The 23,469-nt window shown below is 45.8% G+C and carries 16 protein-coding genes; 11 read left to right on the top strand and 5 right to left on the bottom strand.

The window, feature by feature from the left end:
- The first annotated feature begins 325 nt into the window (after positions 1-325).
- Positions 326-2,095 (top strand): monovalent cation:proton antiporter-2 (CPA2) family protein, encoded by a 1,770-nt coding sequence (locus tag L5M49_RS04945; RefSeq protein WP_105249794.1) that lies wholly within the window; start codon positions 326-328, stop codon positions 2,093-2,095.
- A 93-nt stretch (positions 2,096-2,188) separates the two neighbouring features.
- Here L5M49_RS04945 and L5M49_RS04940 read toward each other — a convergent pair whose 3' ends face one another.
- On the bottom strand, positions 2,189-4,633 hold the full coding sequence (locus tag L5M49_RS04940) for a TonB-dependent receptor (protein ID WP_263265566.1): 2,445 nt from the start codon (positions 4,631-4,633) through the stop codon (positions 2,189-2,191).
- Positions 4,634-5,493: 860 nt separating this feature from the next.
- Here L5M49_RS04940 and aceB point away from each other — a divergent pair.
- The 3 genes from aceB (at position 5,494) to L5M49_RS04925 (ending at position 9,513) form a co-directional block, all read left to right on the top strand.
- The gene (gene aceB / locus L5M49_RS04935; RefSeq protein ID WP_263265565.1) at positions 5,494-7,143 is read left to right on the top strand and encodes a malate synthase A; all 1,650 of its coding nucleotides are present in this window, start codon (positions 5,494-5,496) and stop codon (positions 7,141-7,143) included.
- A 140-nt stretch (positions 7,144-7,283) separates the two neighbouring features.
- Complete coding sequence (gene aceA / locus L5M49_RS04930) at positions 7,284-8,609, top strand: isocitrate lyase (protein WP_263265564.1); 1,326 nt, start codon at positions 7,284-7,286, stop codon at positions 8,607-8,609.
- Between the two features lie 535 nt (positions 8,610-9,144).
- Entirely contained in the window at positions 9,145-9,513 is a 369-nt protein-coding gene (locus L5M49_RS04925) for an acyl-CoA thioesterase (protein WP_006080843.1), read from the top strand.
- A gap of 80 nt (positions 9,514-9,593) precedes the next feature.
- Here the strand turns inward: L5M49_RS04925 and L5M49_RS04920 are convergent, their stop codons facing one another.
- From L5M49_RS04920 to yiaY, 3 genes are all read right to left on the bottom strand, one after another.
- Positions 9,594-9,800, bottom strand: a complete 207-nt coding sequence (locus tag L5M49_RS04920) for a hypothetical protein (RefSeq protein ID WP_006080844.1) — start codon at positions 9,798-9,800, stop codon at positions 9,594-9,596.
- Between the two features lie 289 nt (positions 9,801-10,089).
- Positions 10,090-10,455: a hypothetical protein gene (locus L5M49_RS04915; protein ID WP_006080845.1), complete on the bottom strand. Its 366-nt coding sequence runs from the start codon at positions 10,453-10,455 to the stop codon at positions 10,090-10,092.
- 850 nt (positions 10,456-11,305) lie between these two features.
- Positions 11,306-12,454 carry an L-threonine dehydrogenase gene (yiaY, locus tag L5M49_RS04910; RefSeq protein WP_028760717.1) on the bottom strand — a complete coding sequence of 383 codons (1,149 nt, stop codon included), beginning with the start codon at positions 12,452-12,454 and terminating at the stop codon, positions 11,306-11,308.
- Positions 12,455-13,055: 601 nt separating this feature from the next.
- Between yiaY and betI the strand changes: the two genes are divergently transcribed.
- The 6 genes from betI (at position 13,056) to L5M49_RS04880 (ending at position 19,675) form a co-directional block, all read left to right on the top strand.
- Positions 13,056-13,661, top strand: a complete 606-nt coding sequence (betI, locus tag L5M49_RS04905; RefSeq protein ID WP_198572099.1) for a transcriptional regulator BetI — start codon at positions 13,056-13,058, stop codon at positions 13,659-13,661.
- On the top strand, positions 13,652-15,115 hold the full coding sequence (betB, locus tag L5M49_RS04900) for a betaine-aldehyde dehydrogenase (protein WP_263265563.1): 1,464 nt from the start codon (positions 13,652-13,654) through the stop codon (positions 15,113-15,115). The genes betI and betB overlap by 10 nt, the downstream gene beginning before the upstream one ends.
- A gap of 9 nt (positions 15,116-15,124) precedes the next feature.
- Positions 15,125-16,810: a choline dehydrogenase gene (gene betA / locus L5M49_RS04895; protein WP_263265562.1), complete on the top strand. Its 1,686-nt coding sequence runs from the start codon at positions 15,125-15,127 to the stop codon at positions 16,808-16,810.
- A gap of 350 nt (positions 16,811-17,160) precedes the next feature.
- A complete protein-coding gene (locus tag L5M49_RS04890) occupies positions 17,161-18,378 on the top strand; it encodes a BCCT family transporter (protein WP_131523000.1) in 1,218 nt (405 codons plus the stop codon).
- A gap of 14 nt (positions 18,379-18,392) precedes the next feature.
- Positions 18,393-19,097 carry a TorF family putative porin gene (locus L5M49_RS04885; RefSeq protein WP_263184775.1) on the top strand — a complete coding sequence of 235 codons (705 nt, stop codon included), beginning with the start codon at positions 18,393-18,395 and terminating at the stop codon, positions 19,095-19,097.
- 101 nt (positions 19,098-19,198) lie between these two features.
- Positions 19,199-19,675, top strand: coding sequence for a MarR family winged helix-turn-helix transcriptional regulator (locus L5M49_RS04880; protein ID WP_006080852.1), 477 nt, complete (start codon positions 19,199-19,201; stop codon positions 19,673-19,675).
- 128 nt (positions 19,676-19,803) lie between these two features.
- On the opposite strand, the gene L5M49_RS04875 is transcribed toward L5M49_RS04880, so the two are convergent.
- Positions 19,804-20,433, bottom strand: a complete 630-nt coding sequence (locus tag L5M49_RS04875; RefSeq protein ID WP_173497052.1) for a peptidylprolyl isomerase — start codon at positions 20,431-20,433, stop codon at positions 19,804-19,806.
- 566 nt (positions 20,434-20,999) lie between these two features.
- Here L5M49_RS04875 and malQ point away from each other — a divergent pair.
- On the top strand, positions 21,000-23,426 hold the full coding sequence (malQ, locus tag L5M49_RS04870; protein ID WP_263265561.1) for a 4-alpha-glucanotransferase: 2,427 nt from the start codon (positions 21,000-21,002) through the stop codon (positions 23,424-23,426).
- Positions 23,427-23,469 lie beyond the last annotated feature (43 nt).

Genomic DNA, 23,469 nt, shown 5'->3' with positions numbered 1-23,469 from the left:
GTCGAGTGAGCATTTAGTCTCATCCAGAGTTGGCAAGCCCTTACTGGTTTTATCCTTCCTTAGTTATTGCTCGTTTTTTATTTTGCAACCACTCACTAAAATGCAATAACAGTCTAAGGTGTCTTTAAGCGCACTTTTACTCTGCTTTGTTACTCCAGTTGATTTCCCCTACGCTTAAGTGTTTTTCGTATCAAAAATTTCTCATTTTTAATGAATTGCCTTGACCTTGTTAATAAATAAATGGGATATCATAGCTGATAATTGCCTAGCTATTGCTGGGTCCTTACATAGAACAATGCGCATTCCTTTTTCCGTTGGAGCCTTCATGGAACAGTCGAGTTTACTCACGTCGGTGCTGCTATTTTTATTGGCGGCGGTTATTTTTGTTCCCTTGGGTAAACGTTTTGGCGCGGGCCCTATTCTTTCCTATTTGGCCGCAGGGATTATTTTAGGCCCAGGTGGTATGGCGTTGGTTTCTGATCCTGCAGCCGTGTTGCATTTTGCCGAGTTAGGTGTGGTACTTATGCTGTTTGTACTTGGACTCGAATTGAATCCAAGTAAATTATGGGAACTTCGCAGTGCAATCTTTGGTTTAGGCAGTGGTCAGCTGTTGTTGTCATGGGCTGCGATTGGAGGTTTGGCTTGGGGCTTTGGCTTGTCTATTGAGGCGGCTTTAGTGGTTGGCGCCGCGCTATCTTTATCATCGACAGCCTTTGCCGTGCAGTTAATGAGTGAGCATAGGTTGCTTACAACCCCACTTGGACGTGATGCTTTTGGGGTCTTGTTAATGCAAGATCTTGCGGTTATCCCTATGTTGCTGCTGACAGCATATTTGGCGCCCAATTCTGCTCAGATTGAACATCATGCGGTGCCTTGGTACTGGACGTGTCTTGCGCTCGTTGGTTTTGTGTTAGTGGGGAAATATTTACTGCCTAAATTCCTTAAACTAGTGGCAAGCAGTGGGGTGCGTGAAGTGCTGACCGCTTTTGCATTATTGCTGGTCATGGGTAGCGCTGAGTTAATGGAGTGGTTGGGGCTTTCCGCGGGTATGGGGGCATTTTTGGCGGGTATTATGCTCGCTAACTCAAGTTATCGGCACCAGCTCGAAACTGACATAGAACCTTTTAAAGGCTTATTGCTTGGGCTGTTTTTCATGGCTGTCGGTATGAGTATGGATTTGAAATTATTGATATCTGATCCGTTACTTATTCTGGGTATTTTAATGGCTATGTTGCTGATTAAAACCTTTGTGCTTATGGTGTTGGGTCGCATTCGGCACCACAAATGGCGACCGAGTATTGCATTGGGGTTGATCCTTGCAGAAGGCGGTGAATTTGCCTTTGTGCTTTTATCTCAGGCGCAGCTATCTGGTATTGTCGGCGATAAAATTGCGCAAGTCCTTGTGCTTGCTATTGGTTTGTCTATGGCAGTAACGCCTCTATTGTTTACTTTGTTCCGAGCAACTAAAGCCAAAGTGGTGGATACTCGTCTGCCAGATACGATTAATGTCACCGAATCTGAAGTGGTGATTGCTGGATTTGGTCGAGTAGGCCAGATCACGGGTCGTATTTTGGCCTCATCAGGTATCCCTTTTGTCGCATTGGATAAGGATGCGAGTCATGTGGATGTTATTCGTAAATACGGTGGTGAAGTGTATTTTGGTGATGCCAGACGCTTAGACATGTTGATGTCGGCGGGGATTGCTCGGTCTAGATTATTATTGCTTGCCGTGGACAGTGTTGAGGATTCCATTGAAATTGCTCAGCAAGTGAAAACACATTTTCCCCATATCAACATAGTCGCGCGGGCGAGGGACCGTAACCATGCTTATCGTTTGATGAGCCTTGGGGTGACGGATGTGTTTCGTGAGACCTTTGGTTCGGCGCTATCGGCCAGTGAGAAGATTCTCCAAGGTCTAGGTTTATCGCAGGTACAAGCCAATGAGCGGGTAAAAATCTTTGCTGAACATGATAAGAAACTGGTGATTGCTAGCGCAGCCCATCAAAATGATTTGGCGACGTTAATCAATCTATCGAATAAGGGTAAGGCAGAGTTGGAATCCCTCATGCGTGGCGATAGGGAGAATGTGAGTTAATGTTGTCACTCTGATTTGGATATAAAAAAGAGAGCATAAATGCTCTCTTTTTTATTGGTTTACAACATCAAATTTAACGCTGATGTTTAAGTGTTAAAAGCTATAGCTGTATTGCAGTTTGACGTTGCGTTCTTCACCCGGCATACCACCGAGGAACATGGCTTTACTGTAATAGTCTTTATTGAAAAGGTTATTGATGTTCAGCTGGATTTTCCAAGAATCCGCGTTGTAGCTCACCGCCGAGTCAACGACGGTATAGCTAGGCACATAACCGTCTGGAATACCAAATGAGCTTGAGTGCGTACTGCGATCATCGACAAATTTTGCACCAAGGCTCAGCTCGATTGGGTTTGATAATCTAAACCAATCCGCGCCATAGGTAACCCAAGCACTGGCGGTGACATAAGGCACACCTTTTTGACGGCTGTCGTAATTTGCGACGTCATTCGGGTTTTGCTTATCCCTTGCATCTTGGTACATGCCATTAAGGTTAACGCGCCATTGATCATTCAGGTGGGCATTGAGATCGAGTTCGACCCCCTGAGTATCTTCGCTGCCATCGTAAAAATATACGGGAATATTAGGGGTTAATATGCCATTGGTATAATCAGGGTTGTTATAGGCGACATTAGTACGCGAGCTTTTAAAGAATACCAGTGAGCCAAGCAATTGATCCTCAAATGCTTTAAAGCGCATACCTAGATCATTGCTAATTGATTCTGAATCATCTCGGTCGGTAGCATTATCTTTTACTGCATCAAGTACACTGTAAGCGGTGCGCCCTTTAGAATGGTTGATGAAAAATGATAAATCCTCAATTGGCATGTAGGTTAACCCTAGGTTATAGGTCATACCGTTATCTGTGGTATCGGCTTCTGGTGTCGCTTGGGATTGGCTAGTGCTATAGCGTGGATCAACACCAAAGTGCTCATAGGCTTGTTTAATCTCATTAAAGGCAACACCAATACGCGTGGTAAAGCCGTATGGCAGATAACTGACATGTTGTAAACCTACGCCCCAAGCGCTGACTTTTTTGTCATAGTTCGCTGTTTTGAGTGGGTCATAGTCCTCGAATTTACCTGTGCCCCAGTTAGGATTGCGGATGTCGTATATATAAGGCAGAGATCCTTGGTAAATGATTTTGCCATCTTTGTTTTTATAGATTTGATCGGCATCGAAGATAGAATATTGCTGGAAGCGAATATTACGGTCTTCGTAGTTGGCATTGACCAATAATTCATTGTCTATATTGCCAATTTGGAAGTCATAACGTAAATCGGCAAAGTACTGCCACGAAGTCTCGTCGGCATCCACTTTACGGTATTCCTGACGTCTTGCAGCAAAAGGATAAAGTACGCCGTTTTCAACTAATGGCGCGCGGGGATCAGCGTTGATCGGGTTTTTGCCTTGTTTCCAGTAGACGTAGTTATAAGCACCTGTTTGGCGGGCGAAGCCTGAAGTGTAGTCGCGATACTGTAATTGCTGATTAAGAAACAGATTATCGTTGAAGTAAATATTATGGGTTAGTTTAAATCTTAACTCTTCGCCTTCATTGTCCTTCGCCATGGGTGAAATCAGCCCTGCATCACCAAACGAATAGGGCCTTAAGCCGTCAGCGCCCGATAACGAGGCCGCTAACTGCTGACGCTGTGCATCGGTGAGTTGTAGACCATTACCGTTGGGATCATTAACCAGATCTTGCCACGTGACCTCGCCCGCGCTCTTACCGCCGACTGAATCGGCATTGTAAATTCGAATCGGGTGGCCAATAGAGTCAACGGCAATAGCATCTTTGATGTAAGCACCTGAAAGCATTAAATCTTGGCTATCACTTAATACCCATTTCAAGGCGCCATAGATTTCGTCTCTGTCTGTACCTATATCGCGATAGCCATCACTGCGGCCGGATTTTGCCACTAAACGGTAGGCGACATCATCGCTCAGACCGCCCGTGCTATCCAGAGCAAGGGAGTAGGTATCCCATTGCCCAACTTCGGCGGTAAATTTGTTTTTTGACTCGAATTGCGGTTTTTTCTCAATTAAATTGATGACGCCGCCAGCACTCCCCATGCCATAGAGTCCAGTCGCTGGGCCTTTTAATACTTCTACGGATTCAACGTTGGTTAAAGAGCGCGTGGGGTTGAAAGTGTTACCAAGGCCAGCACCGCCATACATACCGTCATAGGTGTAATTTGCGCCTAAACCACGGATGACTATGTTGTCACCGATGCCATAGTTATTACCCGCTTGAGTCACACCACTGATGTTACGGATCAAGTCTTGCAGATTATCTGTACCTTGGGTTTCGATCAGTTCTTGGTCAACAATCACTACAGCTGCAGGGGTTTCCATGAGAGACATGTCTGATTTAGTCGCTAGCCCTGAATTTTTCACCACTGAGTTTTGTCTGCCATAAACCGTGATGCGCTCAACGTTGGCTTCAGTATTTGCTGATACCGAGTTAGCTTCGGCGGATGCAGTTTGCGATAAAACGGAAAGGCAGGCGAGTGCAGTTAGTGACAAACGAAATGATTTCATTAATGGTTCCCCCAAATAAATAGGTCGCGAATAGTAATGATTTGCATTTAAGTTGGCAACATATGTTTCAGATGTCGTGGTTGAAATGTGCAGTGCTGCGAATAAGTGTTACGAAAAGGCATGTATTTGAGGAAGTAAGGTATGGGTTCTCGCAGGATAAAAGCTTCATAAAAAGTCGCGTCTAAGCTCCATCCCGCTGTAATGTCAAATTTGTTTCATTTTTTTTATAAAAAAGTAATTTATTTTTTGAGTTAACCATCACATCCCACCTTGTTGATCGGGAAACGCAACCTGGTACTTAGTTTTAATCGCACATGACACTTATTTCGTTTACGTAAACGTCAAAATGAAACGGTCGTTTTAATTTGTGACAATGGCAAAAGTCTTTATCATTATGATTTATATGAATTTATCTAACTTACCTCTAGGTTAGTTCAAAACATTGAGCATTTTCTACTTAGGTCTAATAGAGTAAAAATGATGTAATAATAAATTTACTATTAGTTATTTAATTACGTAATTAATTACTTGGCATGGTGGTTGGTAAAGTTGTCCGACAAGTTTCATTTAACTGCAATTGTCATATGTGATTAAAATGTTTAATTACATATTTATCAGTTATTTGTTGTTTATTTTATTGCTTGGTCAGACCAATTTTAGCATGGTTTTTACTTAGGTTAATGCATGTTTTTGTCAATCTTGGACTGTTGCAAATACAAACGTTTGTCGGTAAGTTTTAGTTCTAAACAAACATTTGATGGTTTTTTGGTGAGTTTATAAGCAGTGGTGATTGGGGATGCTACTGCTTTATATGTCAGCGTTAAGCCTGTGATAGTGGAGCCTCTTGGGAGGGCATCAAGATGACGGAACACACTTTGAGTGAACAGCAATTGAATTCGACACTGGGTAAAGCTACAGCAAACGCCACGCTTAATATTGTGGGTCGTGACATTCCAGGCCAAGAAGTCATATTTACCGAAGGGGCTGTCGCCTTACTCGAATCCCTTTGTCGTGAGTTTGCCGACGAAGTACCTGCCTTACTCGCTAAACGTAAAGATAAACAAGCACGTATTGATAAAGGATCATTACCTGACTTTCTGCCTGAAACCCGCGCTATCCGTGATGGTGCATGGCAGATTCGTGGTATTCCCGATGACTTACTCGATCGCCGCGTGGAAATCACAGGTCCCGTTGAACGTAAAATGGTGATTAACGCACTCAACGCCAACGCCAAAGTGTTTATGGCCGACTTTGAAGATTCCTTAGCACCGAGCTGGGAAAAAGTCGTCGAAGGTCAAATCAATCTACGTGATGCCGTGCGTGGTGATATTGAGTACACAGCGCCGGACACGGGTAAGCACTATAAATTAGGGCCAAATCCTGCAGTGCTTATCTGCCGCGTTCGTGGTCTGCACCTTAAAGAAAAACACGTGCAGTTTAATGGAAAAGCGATTCCTGGCTCACTGTTTGATTTCGCCCTGTATTTCTACCACAACTACCGCCAGCTTTTGGCCAAGGGCAGTGGTCCATATTTTTATATTCCTAAGTTAGAAAGTCATATTGAAGCGCGCTGGTGGGCAAAAGTGTTTGCTTTTGTTGAGGACAGATTCTGTCTGCAAGCGGGCACGATTAAATGTACTTGCTTGATTGAGACTTTGCCTGCGGTATTCGAAATGGACGAAATTCTCTATGAACTGCGTTCCAATATCGTCGCGCTCAACTGTGGTCGTTGGGATTACATCTTCAGCTATATCAAGACATTAAAGCGTCATGGCGACCGAGTCTTACCGGATCGCCAAGCCGTCACTATGGATACGCCTTTCTTAAGCGCTTATTCAAGACTCTTGATTAAGACCTGCCATAAACGCGGTGCCTTAGCGATGGGCGGCATGGCAGCCTTTATTCCTGCTAAAGATCCTGCTCAGAACGAAGCCGTATTGCAGCGGGTGCGTAAGGATAAAGAGCTTGAGGCGCGTAACGGCCACGATGGCACTTGGGTAGCGCACCCTGGCCTTGCCGACACCGCTATGGGGATTTTCAACGAATACATAGGCCAAGATCACTGTAATCAATTACATATTACCCGTGATGTCGATGCGCCGATCCTTGCCAGCGAGTTACTTAAAACCTGCGACGGTGAGCGCACGGAACAAGGGATGCGTCTGAACATTCGTATCGCCCTGCAGTATTTAGAGGCGTGGATCAGCGGCAACGGTTGTGTACCTATTTACGGCTTAATGGAAGATGCGGCTACGGCTGAGATCTCTAGAGCATCAATTTGGCAATGGATCCAACATGGTAAGTCGCTGTCAAACGGCAAATTAGTGACCAAACAACTCTTTAAAGACATGTTGGTTGAAGAGCTGTCGAACGTGAAAAAAGAAGTGGGTAGCGACAGATTCACCCATGGCAAATTCACCCAAGCGGCGGTATTGCTCGAAGACATTACCACCTCCGACGAGCTGGTCGATTTCTTAACCTTACCCGGTTACGAAATGCTGACTGCCTAGGATGAACCCATTTGCTTGAACCGTTTTATATCAATCAGATTTAGCTGTGGCGGGGCTACCGCCAACCAAACAATTTAGCAGAGTGAAACTGGGGGGCAGTTTCATGATAGCTACAACATCAAAGAGAAAGGAGCGACACTATGACTAAGGCAACGACTCAGACTTCACGTCAAGAGCAGATTGATGCAATCAAGAGAGATTGGGCAGAAAACCCACGTTGGAAAAACGTGCGTCGTCCTTACACCGCGGAAGAAGTGGTTGCACTTCGCGGTTCAATCGTGCCTGAGAATACTATCGCTAAGCGCGGTGCTGCTAAGTTATGGGAATTGGTTAACGGTGGCGCTAAAAAAGGCTATGTGAATTCATTGGGTGCGTTAACGGGTGGTCAAGCGGTACAACAGGCGAAAGCGGGTATCGAAGCGATTTACCTTTCAGGTTGGCAAGTGGCAGCCGATGCTAACTTAGCCGGCACTATGTACCCAGATCAATCTTTATATCCAGCTAACTCAGTGCCAGCTGTGGTGTCACGCATCAATAACTCATTCCGTCGCGCTGACCAAATTCAGTGGGGCAATGGCGTTAATCCAGAAGATGAAAAATTTGTTGATTACTTTCTGCCAATTATTGCTGACGCAGAAGCGGGCTTTGGCGGCGTATTAAATGCCTTCGAACTGATGAAGTCGATGATCGATGCAGGCGCTGCCGGTGTTCATTTTGAAGATCAGTTAGCGTCAGTGAAGAAATGTGGTCACATGGGCGGCAAAGTATTAGTACCAACCCAAGAGGCGGTACAGAAGTTAGTCGCCGCCCGTTTAGCGGCAGATGTGAGCGGTGTAGAAACCTTGGTTATTGCCCGTACGGATGCGAACGCAGCCGATTTGCTGACTTCAGATTGTGACCCATACGATCGTGATTTCGTCACTGGAGAGCGTACTACTGAAGGTTTCTATCGGGTTAGAGCCGGCCTTGACCAAGCGATTTCTCGCGGTTTAGCCTATGCGCCGTACGCCGATTTGATTTGGTGTGAAACCGCCAAGCCAGATTTAGAAGAGGCGCGAATTTTCGCCGAAGCGATTCATGCTAAGTACCCAGATCAACTGCTCGCCTATAACTGTTCACCGTCTTTCAATTGGAAGAAAAACTTAGATGATGCCACTATCGCGCGCTTCCAACAGGCGTTGTCAGACATGGGTTATAAGTACCAGTTCATCACGTTAGCTGGTATTCATAACATGTGGTACAACATGTTTGATTTAGCTTACGACTATGCTCGTGGCGAAGGCATGAAGCACTATGTTGAGAAAGTTCAAGAAGTTGAGTTTGCTGCGGCCAAGAAGGGTTATACCTTCGTTGCCCACCAGCAGGAGGTCGGTACTGGTTATTTCGACCAAGTGACGACGGTTATTCAAGGTGGTCATTCATCGGTTACCGCGCTGACTGGCTCTACCGAAGAAGAGCAGTTTTAAGCAGTAAGCAGCGCTTAGGATGATCCATTGTGATTGTGGATCACTCCTTAGCACGCCTTATGCTGATGTATCTGGTGAGGCGTGGTTAAAAACTCGAAATAGAGGGCAAGAGCGGACTGTGATGAGTTACCGATCTTGCGACTTAAATTTCAAGTCGAGTATGAAAGAGTGTTACCCGTAAGCCTGTGTTTAGCTGCTTTGCAGCTGTTGTCCCCGTGCAGTTCGCCTACATGTGCTGTGCGGGTTTTTAAGTCAAACCTTGTGACTTAACTTCCTACCCAGTAAGTTTTGCTTGTCTTAGCTTGGCGACTCTATGAGTCGCTATTTTTTTTGCTTATTGGTTCATTATCGCGCTGATTAATATGGTGCAACTCTGATACGACTTGGTGCAGTAATCGGATTATTTTACAGCAGCTTATTGCTATCTCATTGTTATTTAATGGCTATCAATTGTGGCCTGAAAAATGCTCTGAATAATGTGGAAAGTTATAGCGCATTAAAGCTGATTGTTGGCATTCACATTGAGGTCACCGCCATGAAATATTACAGTCGCCGTTTAGTTAAACCTGAACATTTAAATCCAGCAAATACGCTGTTTGGCGGTCAGTTGCTCAGTTGGATAGACGAGGAGGCCGCGATTTTCGCTGCCTGCCAGATGAAGAGCACCAGCCATGTGACTAAGCTGATTTCTGAAATCAACTTTATGACGCCAGCGCATCAAGGTGATGTGATCGAGTTTGGTCTGGAGCTGGTGAGCCTCGGCCACAGTTCGATTACCGTAAGCTGCCAAGTGCGTAATAAGATGACGCAGGCGCCGGTGGTGAGCATAGATAAGATGGTGTTTGTGCATGTGAATGCCCAAGGATTGCCTGTGCCCCATGGTATTCGGGCGAATGCGGCTTAGCGGGCGCGGAGCTTGAAATGCGTGACGTTTGAATAGATAAGATACTTAAAACAGACTGTGACGCCTAGGCGTCACTGTAATTAGTCTTTGGTTAAATCTTCTTTTACCGATTTGACGGCATCCCGTGAGGCATGACCTATGGCTTTGGTGGTGTCTCGGGTCGCGTGGCCTATCTCAGTGGTGACATCTTTAGTGGTTGTGCCGATGGCACGGCCTGCGTCCTTTAAATCCGCACAGGCGGATGTAGCGAGCAATAAAGGAATAATAATGAGCGTCGCTTTATTCATTGTGATGCTAATCCTCAATTTAAGTTCGTAACTCAATTTACTGAGCCCTGCCATTTTTACAGTGCCAAATAACATTCGGGACAATATAACAGATCTTGAGCTTAATCACGCTATGGCACCATTATTTGCCGAATCGCTGTCGTAATGTCTTTAGGCAAGTTTGAGCAAGAGGTGTGGAGCAGATGGGGCGAAATGACGTCGGAGTTTAAGTTTTATAAATTCAGCAAATAAAAACGCCAGTGGCGTTTTGCGCACTGGCGTCTAAGGTCGCTAAATAATACTGCAAAGATTATTCGAGTTTGGCTAAGCGTTGTTGATAGTCTTCAATCAGGTGCTGCATGATTTCTTCCGGTGCGGCATCGTCACAGCAATCATCTAAAAAGATTTTAAAGGTGACTAGGGCATGGCCGTCATTTTTGAGTCTGTCACTCTGCATCGAGAAGTAGGCATCTTCATTTTCGGCTTTGCGAACCACAAACTTATTTGTTTCGAAGGACTTATCCCCAGAAAGCTCGTGCCACTTAGTGATGCGATTTAACGCGATTTCACAGGACTGGTTCATTTCAATATGATTTAACCAAGTAACGGGATGTTCAGGATCTTTGTAATGTGGACATCTAACTGTGTAGTTATATACATGGGTGATTGCAGTCATAGCGTACCTACCTGTTCGAGGATATTGTTGCCATCATAGGCATCGTTTTTGAATTCGGTCAATCATTAATTAAGTCTATATAGCCTTGATGTTTTTTGACGGAGAAGGATAGTTACTGCATGAAAATTAACCATTTACTTAATCTGTCATGTCTCTATTTAGCATGAGTTTTATGCCAATAACTTTGTGCTAGATCTCAGTTTTGGGTGAAGTTTCGCTTTTGCTGAATTACTGATTAATAAAGCAACAACTTGGTCGTCAGTAAGTCTTATTGATAAAAAGAGCGAACAGCGGAGTAAATAGGTTAATTAGGCTTTGGTGGGCGCAATACGATTAAGTGGCAGCATAAGTTGTCGCAGAGGAAACGCAGAAGGCAGAATGGACAGAGGCCCATTCGTTAGAACGGGCCTCTCAGCTGGCTTCATCTTTTGCAGGGAAAAAGCGAACTGGGGCCATCTTATCGGATCTGTAACAGTCTGTAACCCACAGAGATCACGTTTTTTATATCATTTTGCTATGAATATTTTAGGTTCAGATCCTTTCTTCTTGAATATGCTGATTTGTGAGTGTTTTGTCAGTGCAAAGGTGCATAGACACTGAGTTTTATGTTGGTTTTTGTTACTTAATTTTTAAGATAGCAACTTACCTCGCCATCTTGTTGATACAGGTGTAAAAAAGGCCCCAATAGTGCAGCAATAATCTGTGCACTATTGGAGCCTAAAACGAATTCATTGGAGGATGAAGTCGTGTTTACGCACTAGCAGGACAATAAGTCGTTATCCAGCAAGTTAGCGCACGATTGTAGTGTGCTAACTTGCGATTGGTAAGGTATGGCGATTACAGCGCACAATTACAGCGCATTAGTGAAGATCTGACAGATCTCCGCATGGGTCGCTTGTTTTGGATTGGTGAATCCACAGGCATCTTTTAACGCGTTATCCGCAAGTGTTGGAATATCTTCCGCTTTCACGCCTAATAAGGTCAGGTTTTCAGGGATCTTAACCGCAACAGACAGCTTTTTGATTGCCGCTATCGCCGCACTGGCACCTTGCTCATCTGTCATCGCAGACACATCCACACCCATAGCCTTGGCAATGTCTTTTAAGCGTGCAGGGACGACCTGGGCGTTATATTCCTGCACATGGGGCAGCAGCAGGGCGTTACACACACCGTGGGGCAGATCGTAGAAACCGCCTAATTGGTGCGCCATCGCATGCACATAACCTAAGCTGGCATTGTTAAACGCCATACCCGCTAAGAATTGGGCGTAGGCCATTTGTTCACGGGCGTTGATGTCTTGACCGTTTTCAACCGCGTTGACTAAGTTAGCCTGAATCAATTCCATGGCCTTGATCGCACAGGCGTCGGTGATCGGGTTGGCAGCAATAGACACATAGGCTTCAACCGCGTGAGTCAGTGCATCCATACCGGTTGCGGCCGTGAGGCTCGCAGGCTTTTTCAGCATTAACTCAGGGTCGTTGACCGACAGCAAAGGCGTGGTGTGTTTATCGACAATCGCCATTTTAATGTGTCGGGCTTCGTCGGTAATGATACAGAAGCGCGTCATTTCACTGGCAGTACCTGCCGTCGTATTAATGGCCACTAACGGCAACTGTGGTTTTGCGGATTGATCTAACCCTTCATAGTCTTTAATGCTGCCACCATTGGTGGCAACAAGGGCGATACCCTTGGCGCAATCATGGGGTGATCCGCCGCCGAGTGAAATCACAAAATCACACTTGTTGGCTTTTAACAGGGCTAAACCCGCTTCGACGTTGGTCACTGTTGGGTTAGGTTGTACGCCATCATAGATGGTGGAGGTAATGCCATTTTGACCGAGTTTTTCGGCCACTTCACCCACTAAGCCAATCTTGACTAAGGGTTTATCTGTCACTATGAGTGCGTGTTTAAAGCCTAAGGTTTTGATGTCACCGATAGCATCATCCACTGCGCCTTGGCCTAATACGTTGACAGAAGGAATAAAAAATTTAGCAGCCATAAAATCCACCTATTTGCTTGTAAAGATTAAGTTGTGTTCTTTTCTGGTGATCAAGCTACCAATTTGGAGGTAGTGAAAGTGTGAGCTTGATCGAGTTCGGCGCTTATCTGAGGGTAATTTCCCACTAAAGTTGGAACTGGGTAACTAAATTTCGGACTTTTATGACGGGTATTAGTGTTGGCGTACGATATGGTTTTTTTAGCGTTGTTAGCGCCCCTGGTGATGCATCATTTCTGTGCATTTTTCGTTTACTTTTTATCCCACTTTCTTATCCAGAGTTTGACGGCTCAATTGTTAAATCTAACAGAGGTTAAGCCTCATGAATACTCTCATTTGTAGCATTAACTCCAATTAATTAGTTTGATATCTAATATTAATTTATGCGTGCTGCTGTGGTTGTGGTAGGGCCGTAAGTCAAAGAAATCTATACATTTAACTTGTTTTTACACATTAATTCTTTTTTACATAACTAACTTGTGAGCTTTGTCACTGTGCTATTTTAGGTTGATAGTTACATCACTAATCATTATCATGATTGTTAATTGAACGTTCAATTAACGTCGTTCAGAGTATTGAGAGAGTGGTTATTCCTTGAGTATTTATGCCTAAAACCGCCATGAAATTGATACGCAGACAGCAGCTTATTGATGCGACATTAGCATCGGTTGCCTTGCATGGATTGCAGCACACGACCATCAACAGCATTAGTCAGTTGGCGGGGATGTCGTCGGGGATCATCAGTCATTATTTCAGTGGTAAGCAGGGCTTGATCCAAGCGACGCTGCGCCACTTGCTCGAGCAGTTAAAGCAAGCATTGCTCAATCGAATCCAAGGACAAGTGTTGGCGCCAACAGAGCGCTTAATGATGATAGTTGAAGCGAATTTTACCGAGTTACAGCGCTCACGAAATGTCACTCACACTTGGCTGAGTTTTTGGGCACAGGCCGTCCACGATCCCCAGTTAGCCCGTTTGCAGAATATCAATAGTCGCCGCTTATACAGCAACTTACATTTTTCCTTTCGGCACGTGTTGCCCAAAGAGTTTGCCCTGATGGCTGCTGAGCAAACGGCGGCGATGATCGATGGATTCTGGTTACGCAGCGCCTTAAGTGAAACCCCTGAGCAGGATTTTGTTCAGGCCGAAAAATTATGCAAAACCTTTATCCACAATGTGATAAAGCAGCATGGAGTCAAAACATGTCAGTAGAAGTACAGTACAACTTTATTGCGGGTCAGTTGCTCGCAAACGATAGCGGCGAAATCTTCGACGTCGTCAATCCTGCCACTGGGCAATTGGCGTATCGAGTGCAAGTGGCCGATGAAAAAATTCAGCAAGCGGCCATCGAGAGCGCCAAAAAAGGCTTTGCGATTTGGTCTGCCATGAGTGCCACTGAACGCAGCCGAATTCTGTTAAACGCGGTCGCATTATTGCGCGCCCGTAATGATGAACTCGCGGCAATCGAAGTGTGCGATACAGGTAAACCTTGGCAAGAAGCCTCAGTGGTTGATGTGGTCACAGGCGCAGATGCTATCGAATTTTTCGCCCATATTGCCCCTGGGCTTGAAGGCGCGCAGCAGCAAGTCGGTGGGGATTTTTATTACACCCGCCGCGAGCCCTTAGGTATTTGTGCTGGCATTGGCGCGTGGAATTATCCATTGCAAATCGCTTGTTGGAAGGCCGCACCTGCCTTAGCCAGCGGCAATGTGATGATTTTTAAACCTTCGGAAGAAACGCCGCTTGGCGCACTGAAATTAGCGCAACTCTTAAGTGAGGCGGGTTTGCCCGATGGCGTATTTAACGTCGTGATGGGCGATGGCAAGGTTGGCGCTTGGTTAACGGGACATCCGGATATTGCCAAAGTGTCTTTCACTGGTGAAGTCGGTACTGGCAAAAAAGTCATGGCCGCGGCGGCAAGTTCATTAAAAGACGTCACTATGGAACTCGGCGGTAAATCACCGCTTATCGTGTTTGACGATGCTGATATCGACAATGCGGTTTCCGGTGCCATGCTCGGTAACTTCTACACCCAAGGTGAAGTCTGCACTAATGGGACGCGAGTGTTTGTCCATGAGTCAGTTTATCCATGCTTTATTGAGAAGCTGCTTGCCCGTACCCAAGCCAATATTGTGGTGGGCGATCCTATGGCGCCAGAGACTAATTTTGGCGCGTTGATTTCCAAAGACCACCAGCAAAAAGTGCTCGATTATATTCAGCAAGGTATCGATGACGGCGCAACTCTGCTCACTGGTGGCACAGCATTAACGCCTGATAATGCTCCCAATGGTTACTTTGTTGCCCCGACGATTTTCACCCATTGCACCGACGAGATGCGGATCTGTAAAAAGGAAATCTTTGGCCCTGTGATGTCGGTACTCACCTTTAAAGATGAAGCCGAAGTGATTGCTCGGGCAAACAATACCGCCATGGGCTTAGCTGCTGGGGTGTTCACCCAAGATATCAGCCGTGCACATCGGGTTATTCATCAGTTACAAGCGGGTATTTGCTGGATCAATGCCTATGGTGCATCGCCAGCAGAAATGCCTGTAGGTGGCTATAAGTTGTCGGGTATTGGCCGTGAAAACGGTAGCGAGACACTCAAGCATTACACCCAAGTTAAAGCCGTTTATGTGGGTCTGCAGCCCTTAGAAAGCCCATTTTAAGGAGGCATTTTGACTCAGTCATTAGAGCAAAAATATTATAACTACATCATAGTTGGTGCAGGATCAGCGGGTTGTGTGCTCGCCAATCGCTTGTCAAAGGATCCTAAAAACGAAGTGCTGTTATTAGAAACCGGAGGCAGCGATAAGAGCATCTTTATTCAAATGCCTACGGCGTTATCAATTCCGATGAACAGCCCTAAATATGCTTGGCAGTTTGAAACTGAGCCTGAGCCGTATTTAGATAATCGCAAGATGCATTGTCCTCGGGGCAAGGTGCTTGGCGGTTCATCGTCGATCAACGGCATGGTATACGTTCGTGGTCATGCCAGGGACTTTGATGAGTGGCAGGCGCAAGGGGCGACCGATTGGGATTATAGCCACTGCTTACCGTACTTTAAGAAGGCGGAAACCTGGGCCTTTGGTGGTGATGAGTATCGCGGTGAGTCTGGGCCGTTAGGCGTGAATAACGGCAATCAAATGCAAAACCCCTTGTACCAAGCCTTTGTGGATGCGGGCATTGCGGCGGGGTATTTATCGACCGCCGATTATAATGCGGCGCAGCAAGAAGGTTTTGGCCCTATGCATATGACGGTCAAAAAAGGCGTACGCTGGTCAACCGCCAATGCCTATTTACGCCCAGCGATGGCTAGACGTAACCTCACGGTTGTGACCCATGCCTTAGTGCATAAAGTGTTATTGGAAGGCCAAATGGCCGTTGGCGTTCGCATTGAACATAAAGGTAAAGTTGAAGATATTCGTTGTAACAAAGACGTGATTTTAGCTGCAGGTTCAATAGGTTCGCCGCATTTGTTGCAATTGTCGGGCATTGGCGATCCCCAAATATTGGCTGATGCTGGGGTCGAGTTACAACATGAGTTACCCGGTGTTGGTCAGAATTTACAGGATCATTTAGAGTTTTATTTCCAATTCAAATGCCTTAAACCGATTTCACTCAATGGCAAGCTAGATCCTTTCAGCAAGTTCTTAATCGGTGCCCGTTGGATCTTAGATAAGTCTGGCCTAGGGGCCACGAATCACTTTGAATCCTGTGGTTTTATTCGCTCAAAAGCGGGTCTGGAGTGGCCAGATTTGCAGTACCACTTTTTACCTGCGGCTATGCGTTACGATGGCAAAGAAGCCTTTGCGGGTCATGGGTTTCAGGTGCATGTGGGCCATAACAAGCCTAAAAGTCGTGGTGCCGTGACCTTAGTGTCGGCAGATCCAAAAGTGCCGCCCAAAATTCAGTTCAATTATTTACAGCATCCCGATGATATTGAAGGCTTTAGGGCCTGCGTGCGTTTGACTCGTGAGATCATCAATCAAGCGCCATTCGATGAGTATCGTGGTGAGGAAATTCAACCCGGCACACAAGTGCAAACCGATGCGCAAATCGATGCCTTTGTGCGTCAATCGGTTGAGAGTGCGTATCATCCTTCTTGCTCGTGCAAGATGGGCACGGATGCGATGTCAGTGGTGGATCCCGAAACCCGCGTGCATGGATTGCAGAATTTACGGGTGGTGGATTCTTCTATTTTCCCGACTATCCCGAACGGCAATTTGAATGCGCCGACCATAATGTTGGCCGAGCGCGCCGCGGATCTGATTTTAGAGGCTGAGATGTTAGCGCCAGCAGACTGTGCCGTTGTGGTTGCCGACGCTTGGCAAACCACACAAAGAAGTACTGCGACAAGTTAAAGCCATAAGTTAACAACACGCCTGCTCAGTCCGTCGAATCGACGGACTGGCGGCTTCAATTTTGAAGTGACTCATTAATTGATGACTCAAAAGGGTCATTATTCATTTTATCTAAAGGGTCGGTCAGCCCGCAGTGAGTGTGCAAATGACCGCTTTCACGACTGATCATCTATCAGGGTTTAACTATCGCGGAGTGTTTTTAAGTAGCGATATTTAAGGCTTGAGGGCAGAACGTTGCCTTTAAAAATGGTTCAGTTTTTATTATTAAATAAAAACATGGAGTTACATTTTATGGGTTTATATCCAGATGCCGACTTACACCCAGTATCGACTGGGACTGAGTGCTCATTATGACTTGGTTATTATCCGCAGGGATACTGTTCACTTTTACCGCGATTGCGTTTGTGATTTATCGCTGGGGCAATATTCGCTGTATCGGCGTGACGCCTGTGCGTACTTTTACCTTTATCGCGATTCTGTTTACCTCAGGACTTGATGTCGGCTTGATCATGTTTCCGCTCACCGAGTTTGCGGGTTACGCCAATGTGGCGGCGAGTCCTGAATACGGCTTTAGTAATCCACTGGCGATTGAGTTTGGCTTCTGGGCCTTCTTGATTTGGAGCTTCTACTTTTTAACCTGTTTCTATTTTTGTGTCATCGAGCCTAGGGTGAAGTTTTTTGATATTCCTTGGGTTAAGTTCATTAATAATATCGTAATTATTGGCACCTGCGCCTTTACCGCCTATTTGCTATTGAGCAATTTACCTTGGTATTTACCCGAATTAGGTGATGGCGAAACTATAGTCGGTAGCTTCTATTTAATCGTATTTATGGTGATCGCCGCGGCTGTGTATTCCAGCACTAGCATACGTTATGTGCGTATCTTGAGTCTGGCTAGCACTTGGTTGTTTTTAGGCTTGATTGCCATGATGTGGGCCAGTGCATTTTTATCGGCTGACTCGAGTGTGGGCGAGTTCTTTACGACCTTTGCCATGCTGGGTGACTACTTCGGCAATATTCAACATTTTATGTTACCCATCAACGACTACCATGAGTTTTATCTGTTCTGGTGGTTTGCGTGGAGCATTATGATCGGTCAATTTACCTCGCGCTTTGTCGGCGGCATGAAAACATATCAAGTGCTGTTGGCCATGATGGTGTTTCCGTCTATCCCCATCGCTATCTGGTTCACCGTACTTTATTACTACAGCGCTAATGGCTTAGATACTTCGGGCTTCTATAATCTGGCGATGGTGATTGTGGGAATTACCTTTGTAATCAATTCACTCGACTCACTGGTGCGCCTCTATACCGATAATCTTAATTTGACGATTGAACGCTTAGGCAAGTTTAAATATGTCAGTTTTAACTTAGTCTTGCTCTGCAGTCTGACATTACTGTTTCAATTAGACTTTCTTCAAATTCAATGGGTTGGTGCAATCGCACTGGGCCTGATCTTTAGCTGTTTTGGTTACATCATGATGACGCAATTGCAAACTGTTCGTGCCATTGAGCGCTCGCCAAAAGAGAACAAAATCGACTTTACTAAAATTGAGCTAGCCAACTAATGGAAAAATTGATAATGAAATCAAAATGTTTTTATCTTGTCGCTGGTGGATTGTTATTGATGTCGACTGCGGCGAATGCCGGATTATCGGCCACTGTGACGGCGACGTCGGATTACACTTTTAATGGTGTCAGCCAAACGGACAACGGCCCAGCACTGCAAGGCAGTTTGGATTACGGTTTTGATTCGGGATGGTACGTGGGCGGCTTTACCTCGAACGTCGACTTTGGGGGGAACGACAGCACTTGGTTGGAACTCGATGCCTATGCGGGTAAGTTTTATCAGCTCAATGAGCAACTGAGTTTCGATGTCGGACTGGCTTATTACACTTACCACGGCGAGTCGTTTTCCGATGAGTACAACTATCCTGAGCTGTATAGCAAGTTAGGATATGATAGTTCACTGGGTCACTCTGAGGCTAAGTTGACCTATACATGGGATTACTTTGGTTTGGGTGGTGAGCATTACACTATGTTGCTTGGCCATACTGTTAGTGTCGCTGAAGGACATGATATTCGCTTTAGTGTCGATCGCTCGACATCACTTGATGAGGATAAATGGTCATGGGATGGTGGCAAATCTTTTAATCATTTCCGTATCGCCTATCTGACCAGTTGGAGTGGCTTTGATTTCAGTCTTGCTGCCGAAGATACTAGCATGAACTTAGATACCAGTGACGAGCGTCTAGTGTTGTCGGTATCGCGTCAATTCATGTTGTAACCTCAGGGATTTTGCCTTAAAAGCGCCTCCCGTGGGTGAGTTCAGTCGCGCTTTCTGGTAAGGTGCACTCGTTGCTTAGAATGGGGAGAATGAAAAGAACGATGGAAAAGTACGAACAACTGCTTATTTCGCTGCGCCGAGTGATACGCGCTATCGACATTCATTCTCGCCAGCTGAACAAACACTCAGGTTTAACTGGGCCGCAATTGATGGTGATGCAGAAAATCGCCCAATTGGATGCGCCATTGGCTAAAACCGTGGCGGAAGAAATTACGCTCAGCCCTGCGACTGTAACGACCATTATCGATCGACTCGAGGGCCGTGGTTTAGTGATCCGTCTGCGCAGTGAGACTGACAAACGTAAGGTGCATTTATATCTTAGCGATGCGGGACGAGCGCTGTTACAGGACTCTCCTAAACCGTTACAGGATCATTTTATTAAGCGTTATCAGAATCTTGAAGAATGGGAGCAGAGTCAATTGCTCTCAGCCGTTGAGCGTATCGCGACTATGATGGACGCCGATAAAATTGATGCGGCGCCTATGCTCTTGGTGGGGAAGATCCAAGGGGATGAGTAATCGTTTAGCTCATGCTTTAAATTGATTAGACGTTAAAATCGATTAGATTTTAAAATGAAAAAGCACTGAATCTTCAGTGCTTTTTTGCTTTTAGTTAGATGTCGTTTAGCTGTGCGTCTTTTAGATGCTTAAGCAGCAGGGCAGCTTGTTTTAGCAACAGAGTTAATCAGGATTTCTTGCACTGGCGTATTAGCAAAACCACCGCTGTTTTTTGTCGGTACTATGCTGATTTGATCCGCCACATCCATGCCGTCGACCACTTTGCCAAACACGGCATAACCATAATTACTCGCAGACGCATCCAAATGTGGATTATCTAACACATTGATAAAGAACTGTGATGTTGCAGAGTTAGGATCATCCGTGCGAGCCATGGAGATAGTGCCACGTTTGTTGCTAATACCGACAGCGGCTTCATTCTTGATGGGGGCATCGCCTGGTTTGCTTTTGAGCCCAGTGGTAAAACCGCCGCCTTGGATCATAAAGTTATTAACGGTTCTATGGAATAAGGTGCCGTTATAGAATGACTTATCAACATACTGCTTAAAGTTTTTACCTGTGATTGGCATGTTAGTTAAGTCAATGGCAAGTGTGATATCGCCTTTCGTGGTTTTCATTAAATAACACACATCCGCAGCTAAGGCTGGCGGAGTGGGATCGGGCGTCGGTGGCGTCGGCGTTAAATCACCATCTGTACTTCCTTCACAACCCGTCAAGGCAATGCAGCCGACAAATAGTAATCCTGATAACTTCTTCATTTCATATCCTTATTCTCAATCATCATTGGGGTGTTTTTGCTTTAGCATTCCATGGGAGCGAGCCACTGGCGTATATGCGAGGGCATATCAGGTTCCATGAATTTAATGTTGTTATTATGTTTCTATGCTGTAGCGAGACGAGATGTTGACAGAGGAGAGATAGGCTGTTCAAGTTATAAAACGCAATTGATACAAAGTGTTGCACTGATGTCTGTGGTTAATATGTCACCTGACGTATTTGTTAGTATTAGTCTGAACGCAATGACATAAAAATGACTTACGCTTGTCATGTTATTTCTACCCATTTGCTCTTCACTTATTGCATGCTTTAGGAGCCATGCTTGCCCTCTTGCTGAACGCATGCCCCAATTTAGTGCATTCCACTCTTTATATCCTGATAGCTACTGAGCGCCAACTTAACTGAGTGCTTCTAGTAAGTTACTGATTTTTTGAAAAAGTTTTTTGTTATTTCTCTGAAATATTTATGTCATCTTCTTGTTACTTTTCGTTGGCATGGTTACTGTATATCTAAAGCTATGGATGAGCGGTCGCGGGGGCGACAAAATATGGGGCTGGAAAAGTTGCTGTATTTGCGGGGAGTTGGAGCAGAATTTACTGATTGTTTTGGCCAAAATATCCATATTTCCGAGGTAGACAGGCAAGGTATCTTGACCTGTATGTTACAGGAAAAAAACAGCGTGGCAGGGACTGCCATTGATGCTCCTGCTACAGAAGCGTTATCGAGTGATGCTGGGCTGACCTGTGTCGATACGGTATTGACCGAAGCACTGATCGCGTCGCAAATTGATTTACTGGATGCCCGTCCTTGGACTCAGGTGCTACCTGAATTCCATTGGTGTTTTGTGGATGAACCTTGGATAAGCCTTTGTTTACCGGAAACCTACACCTCAGATCTGAGTGTGGCGATTGAATGCGAACAGGGTGAGTCCATTGTATTCGATGTGCCTTTCTCGGCGCTTAAGTCCATTGGCGATTACCGCATTGAACAAACGCTTTATCTACACTATCGCCTTGATCTTACGCAACTGGGATTCGCACGCCTCGATTTAGCTGAGGCCAAGACCCAAGCTTTCCCTGACAACTTAATGCCCGCCGAGACTGAAGCGGTGAATTTAGCGTCCTATTTCCTGAGCAGCCAAGAGTTTACTAACAACCCTGCCTTAATCAAAAACCAAGACTCATTTGCGCATGCAGCCGACAAAAATGCGAGTGATTTCTCTGTGTTAGGTTTGGGCTTTCATCGCATAGCCTTAAGCTTAAAACATGCCCTATCGACAAGTGCACAAGCGGCAAGCTCTGCGCTAGAGAGCAGTGTGACGGCTGAAGCTGATACCAGCACTTTGTTCTCTGGCACCTTAATGGTGGCGCCGCGGGCCGCCTACCAAGGCGTACTCACGGCTGTCGCCCAAGGTAAACGCCATAAACCTTGGGGGATCAGCGTTCAACTTTACAGTTTGCGCAGCGAGAGCCAATGGGGCATTGGCGACTTTGGTGATTTAGAACAACTGATCGGGCTGGTGGCGGCGCAGGGCGCGGATTTTATTCAACTCAATCCCTTGCATGCCCTCGATATCGCGGCGCCAGAGCATCCGAGTCCTTATAGTCCGTGCGATCGCCGCAGACTTAATCCTCTTTATATTCAATTACAAAGCGTTCCTGAATACCAAGCTCTTGCCACTGAATTTTCAAGCGCTACTTGGGTAGAGGCTATCGCCTTACTGAATCGTGATAATTGGCTCGATTATCCTAAAGTGAGCGAGCTGAAATACCGTGCCTTTGAGCAGTTATATCGCGTTTTTTGTGACACGCATCTGGCGAACGACACGCCCAGAGCGCAAAGATTCCATGAGTTTGTGCGTGAGCAGGGCAGTGCGCTACAAGAGTTTGCTCAAGCGGAATATTTACGTAGTCCTAAAGCGTTTGTGCAAGAGGAAGGTTTCTATCTTTACCTGCAATTTGTGGCTGAAAAGCAGTTACACCTCTGTCAGCTAAAAGCTAAAGAGGTTGGGATGGGGCTGGGATTGATCCGTGATTTGGCCGTCGGTGCAGCGCTGCAGGGCAGTGAAGTACAGGCTAATGCCGAGCAGTTTTGTTTGAATGCCAGCATAGGTGCACCGCCCGATCCCTTTGCACCCCAAGGACAAAATTGGGGCTTAACGCCACTCGATCCTGTGAAGTTAAAACAACATCATTTCAGCCATTTTATCGCCTTGATCCGCGCCAATATGGAAAGCTGTGGCGCCTTGCGTATCGATCATGTGATGGGCTTACTGCGACTCTGGTGGTGGCCGCTGGATAAGCAACTCGGTCACGGTGCCTATGTGTATTATCCCGTCGAAACCTTGCTTGCCATCGTTTGCCTTGAGAGCCAACGTGTTCGCTGTGTGGTGATTGGTGAAGATTTAGGACTGGTGCCACCTGACATTATTCATCGTCTCTACACTTCTGGCATTTATTCCAACGAGTTGTTCTATTTCTGCAAAGACCATCAAGGCTTTAAATCACCGGATCAATATAAGTCTCAAAGCTTAATGATGCTGGCGAATCACGATGTGCCGACTTTAGTCGCTTGGTGGTGTGGCAGCGATTTACACCTGCGTCGGCAGTTATCCCTGTTTGAAACTGACGAGCAGCTAGGCGAGGCGCTTGCTGGGCGTGAACATGAAAAGCAGCAACTGATTTCACTGTTAGTCGCTCAAGGTCTGTTAGCCGATGTGACGATAGCCGAACTCGATATTCAAACCTTGCTCACGGCTTGGATGACCTTAGGAGCTCGCGGTAATAGTGCGCTATACAGCGTGCAACTGTGCGATTTATTAGCCGATCGCCATGCGGTGAACATTCCTGGTACTTGGCTCGAATATCCAAATTGGCAGCGTCGCCTGCCGCTGAATTTAACGCAAGTGTCGACTTCGCCAGAGATACTGCAGCGATTACAAAATATCGCTGTGGCGAGACAGCTACCGAGCTAAATCTAGCACCAGCGAAAGGCTGCCTAAGTCGCACCACATTATG

This window comes from Shewanella sp. SM74, from assembly GCF_025653725.1.
Taxonomy (GTDB): Bacteria; Pseudomonadota; Gammaproteobacteria; order Enterobacterales; family Shewanellaceae; genus Shewanella; species Shewanella oncorhynchi.
This window is presented reverse-complemented; position numbering and strand designations above follow the sequence as displayed.

Bases quoted from the DNA above. Each gene is read 5' to 3' on its own strand.
- L5M49_RS04915 (WP_006080845.1), bottom strand. From the start codon at position 10,455: ATGACTGCAATCACCCATGTATATAACTACACAGTTAGATGTCCACAT.
- L5M49_RS04880 (WP_006080852.1), top strand. From the start codon at position 19,199: ATGGAAAAGTACGAACAACTGCTTATTTCGCTGCGCCGAGTGATACGC.
- L5M49_RS04940 (WP_263265566.1), bottom strand. From the start codon at position 4,633: ATGAAATCATTTCGTTTGTCACTAACTGCACTCGCCTGCCTTTCCGTT.
- L5M49_RS04920 (WP_006080844.1), bottom strand. From the start codon at position 9,800: ATGAATAAAGCGACGCTCATTATTATTCCTTTATTGCTCGCTACATCC.
- malQ (WP_263265561.1), top strand. From the start codon at position 21,000: ATGGGGCTGGAAAAGTTGCTGTATTTGCGGGGAGTTGGAGCAGAATTT.
- betB (WP_263265563.1), top strand. From the start codon at position 13,652: ATGTCAGTAGAAGTACAGTACAACTTTATTGCGGGTCAGTTGCTCGCA.
- yiaY (WP_028760717.1), bottom strand. From the start codon at position 12,454: ATGGCTGCTAAATTTTTTATTCCTTCTGTCAACGTATTAGGCCAAGGC.
- L5M49_RS04945 (WP_105249794.1), top strand. From the start codon at position 326: ATGGAACAGTCGAGTTTACTCACGTCGGTGCTGCTATTTTTATTGGCG.
- betI (WP_198572099.1), top strand. From the start codon at position 13,056: ATGCCTAAAACCGCCATGAAATTGATACGCAGACAGCAGCTTATTGAT.
- L5M49_RS04890 (WP_131523000.1), top strand. From the start codon at position 17,161: ATGACTTGGTTATTATCCGCAGGGATACTGTTCACTTTTACCGCGATT.
- L5M49_RS04885 (WP_263184775.1), top strand. From the start codon at position 18,393: ATGAAATCAAAATGTTTTTATCTTGTCGCTGGTGGATTGTTATTGATG.
- L5M49_RS04875 (WP_173497052.1), bottom strand. From the start codon at position 20,433: ATGAAGAAGTTATCAGGATTACTATTTGTCGGCTGCATTGCCTTGACG.
- aceB (WP_263265565.1), top strand. From the start codon at position 5,494: ATGACGGAACACACTTTGAGTGAACAGCAATTGAATTCGACACTGGGT.
- aceA (WP_263265564.1), top strand. From the start codon at position 7,284: ATGACTAAGGCAACGACTCAGACTTCACGTCAAGAGCAGATTGATGCA.
- L5M49_RS04925 (WP_006080843.1), top strand. From the start codon at position 9,145: ATGAAATATTACAGTCGCCGTTTAGTTAAACCTGAACATTTAAATCCA.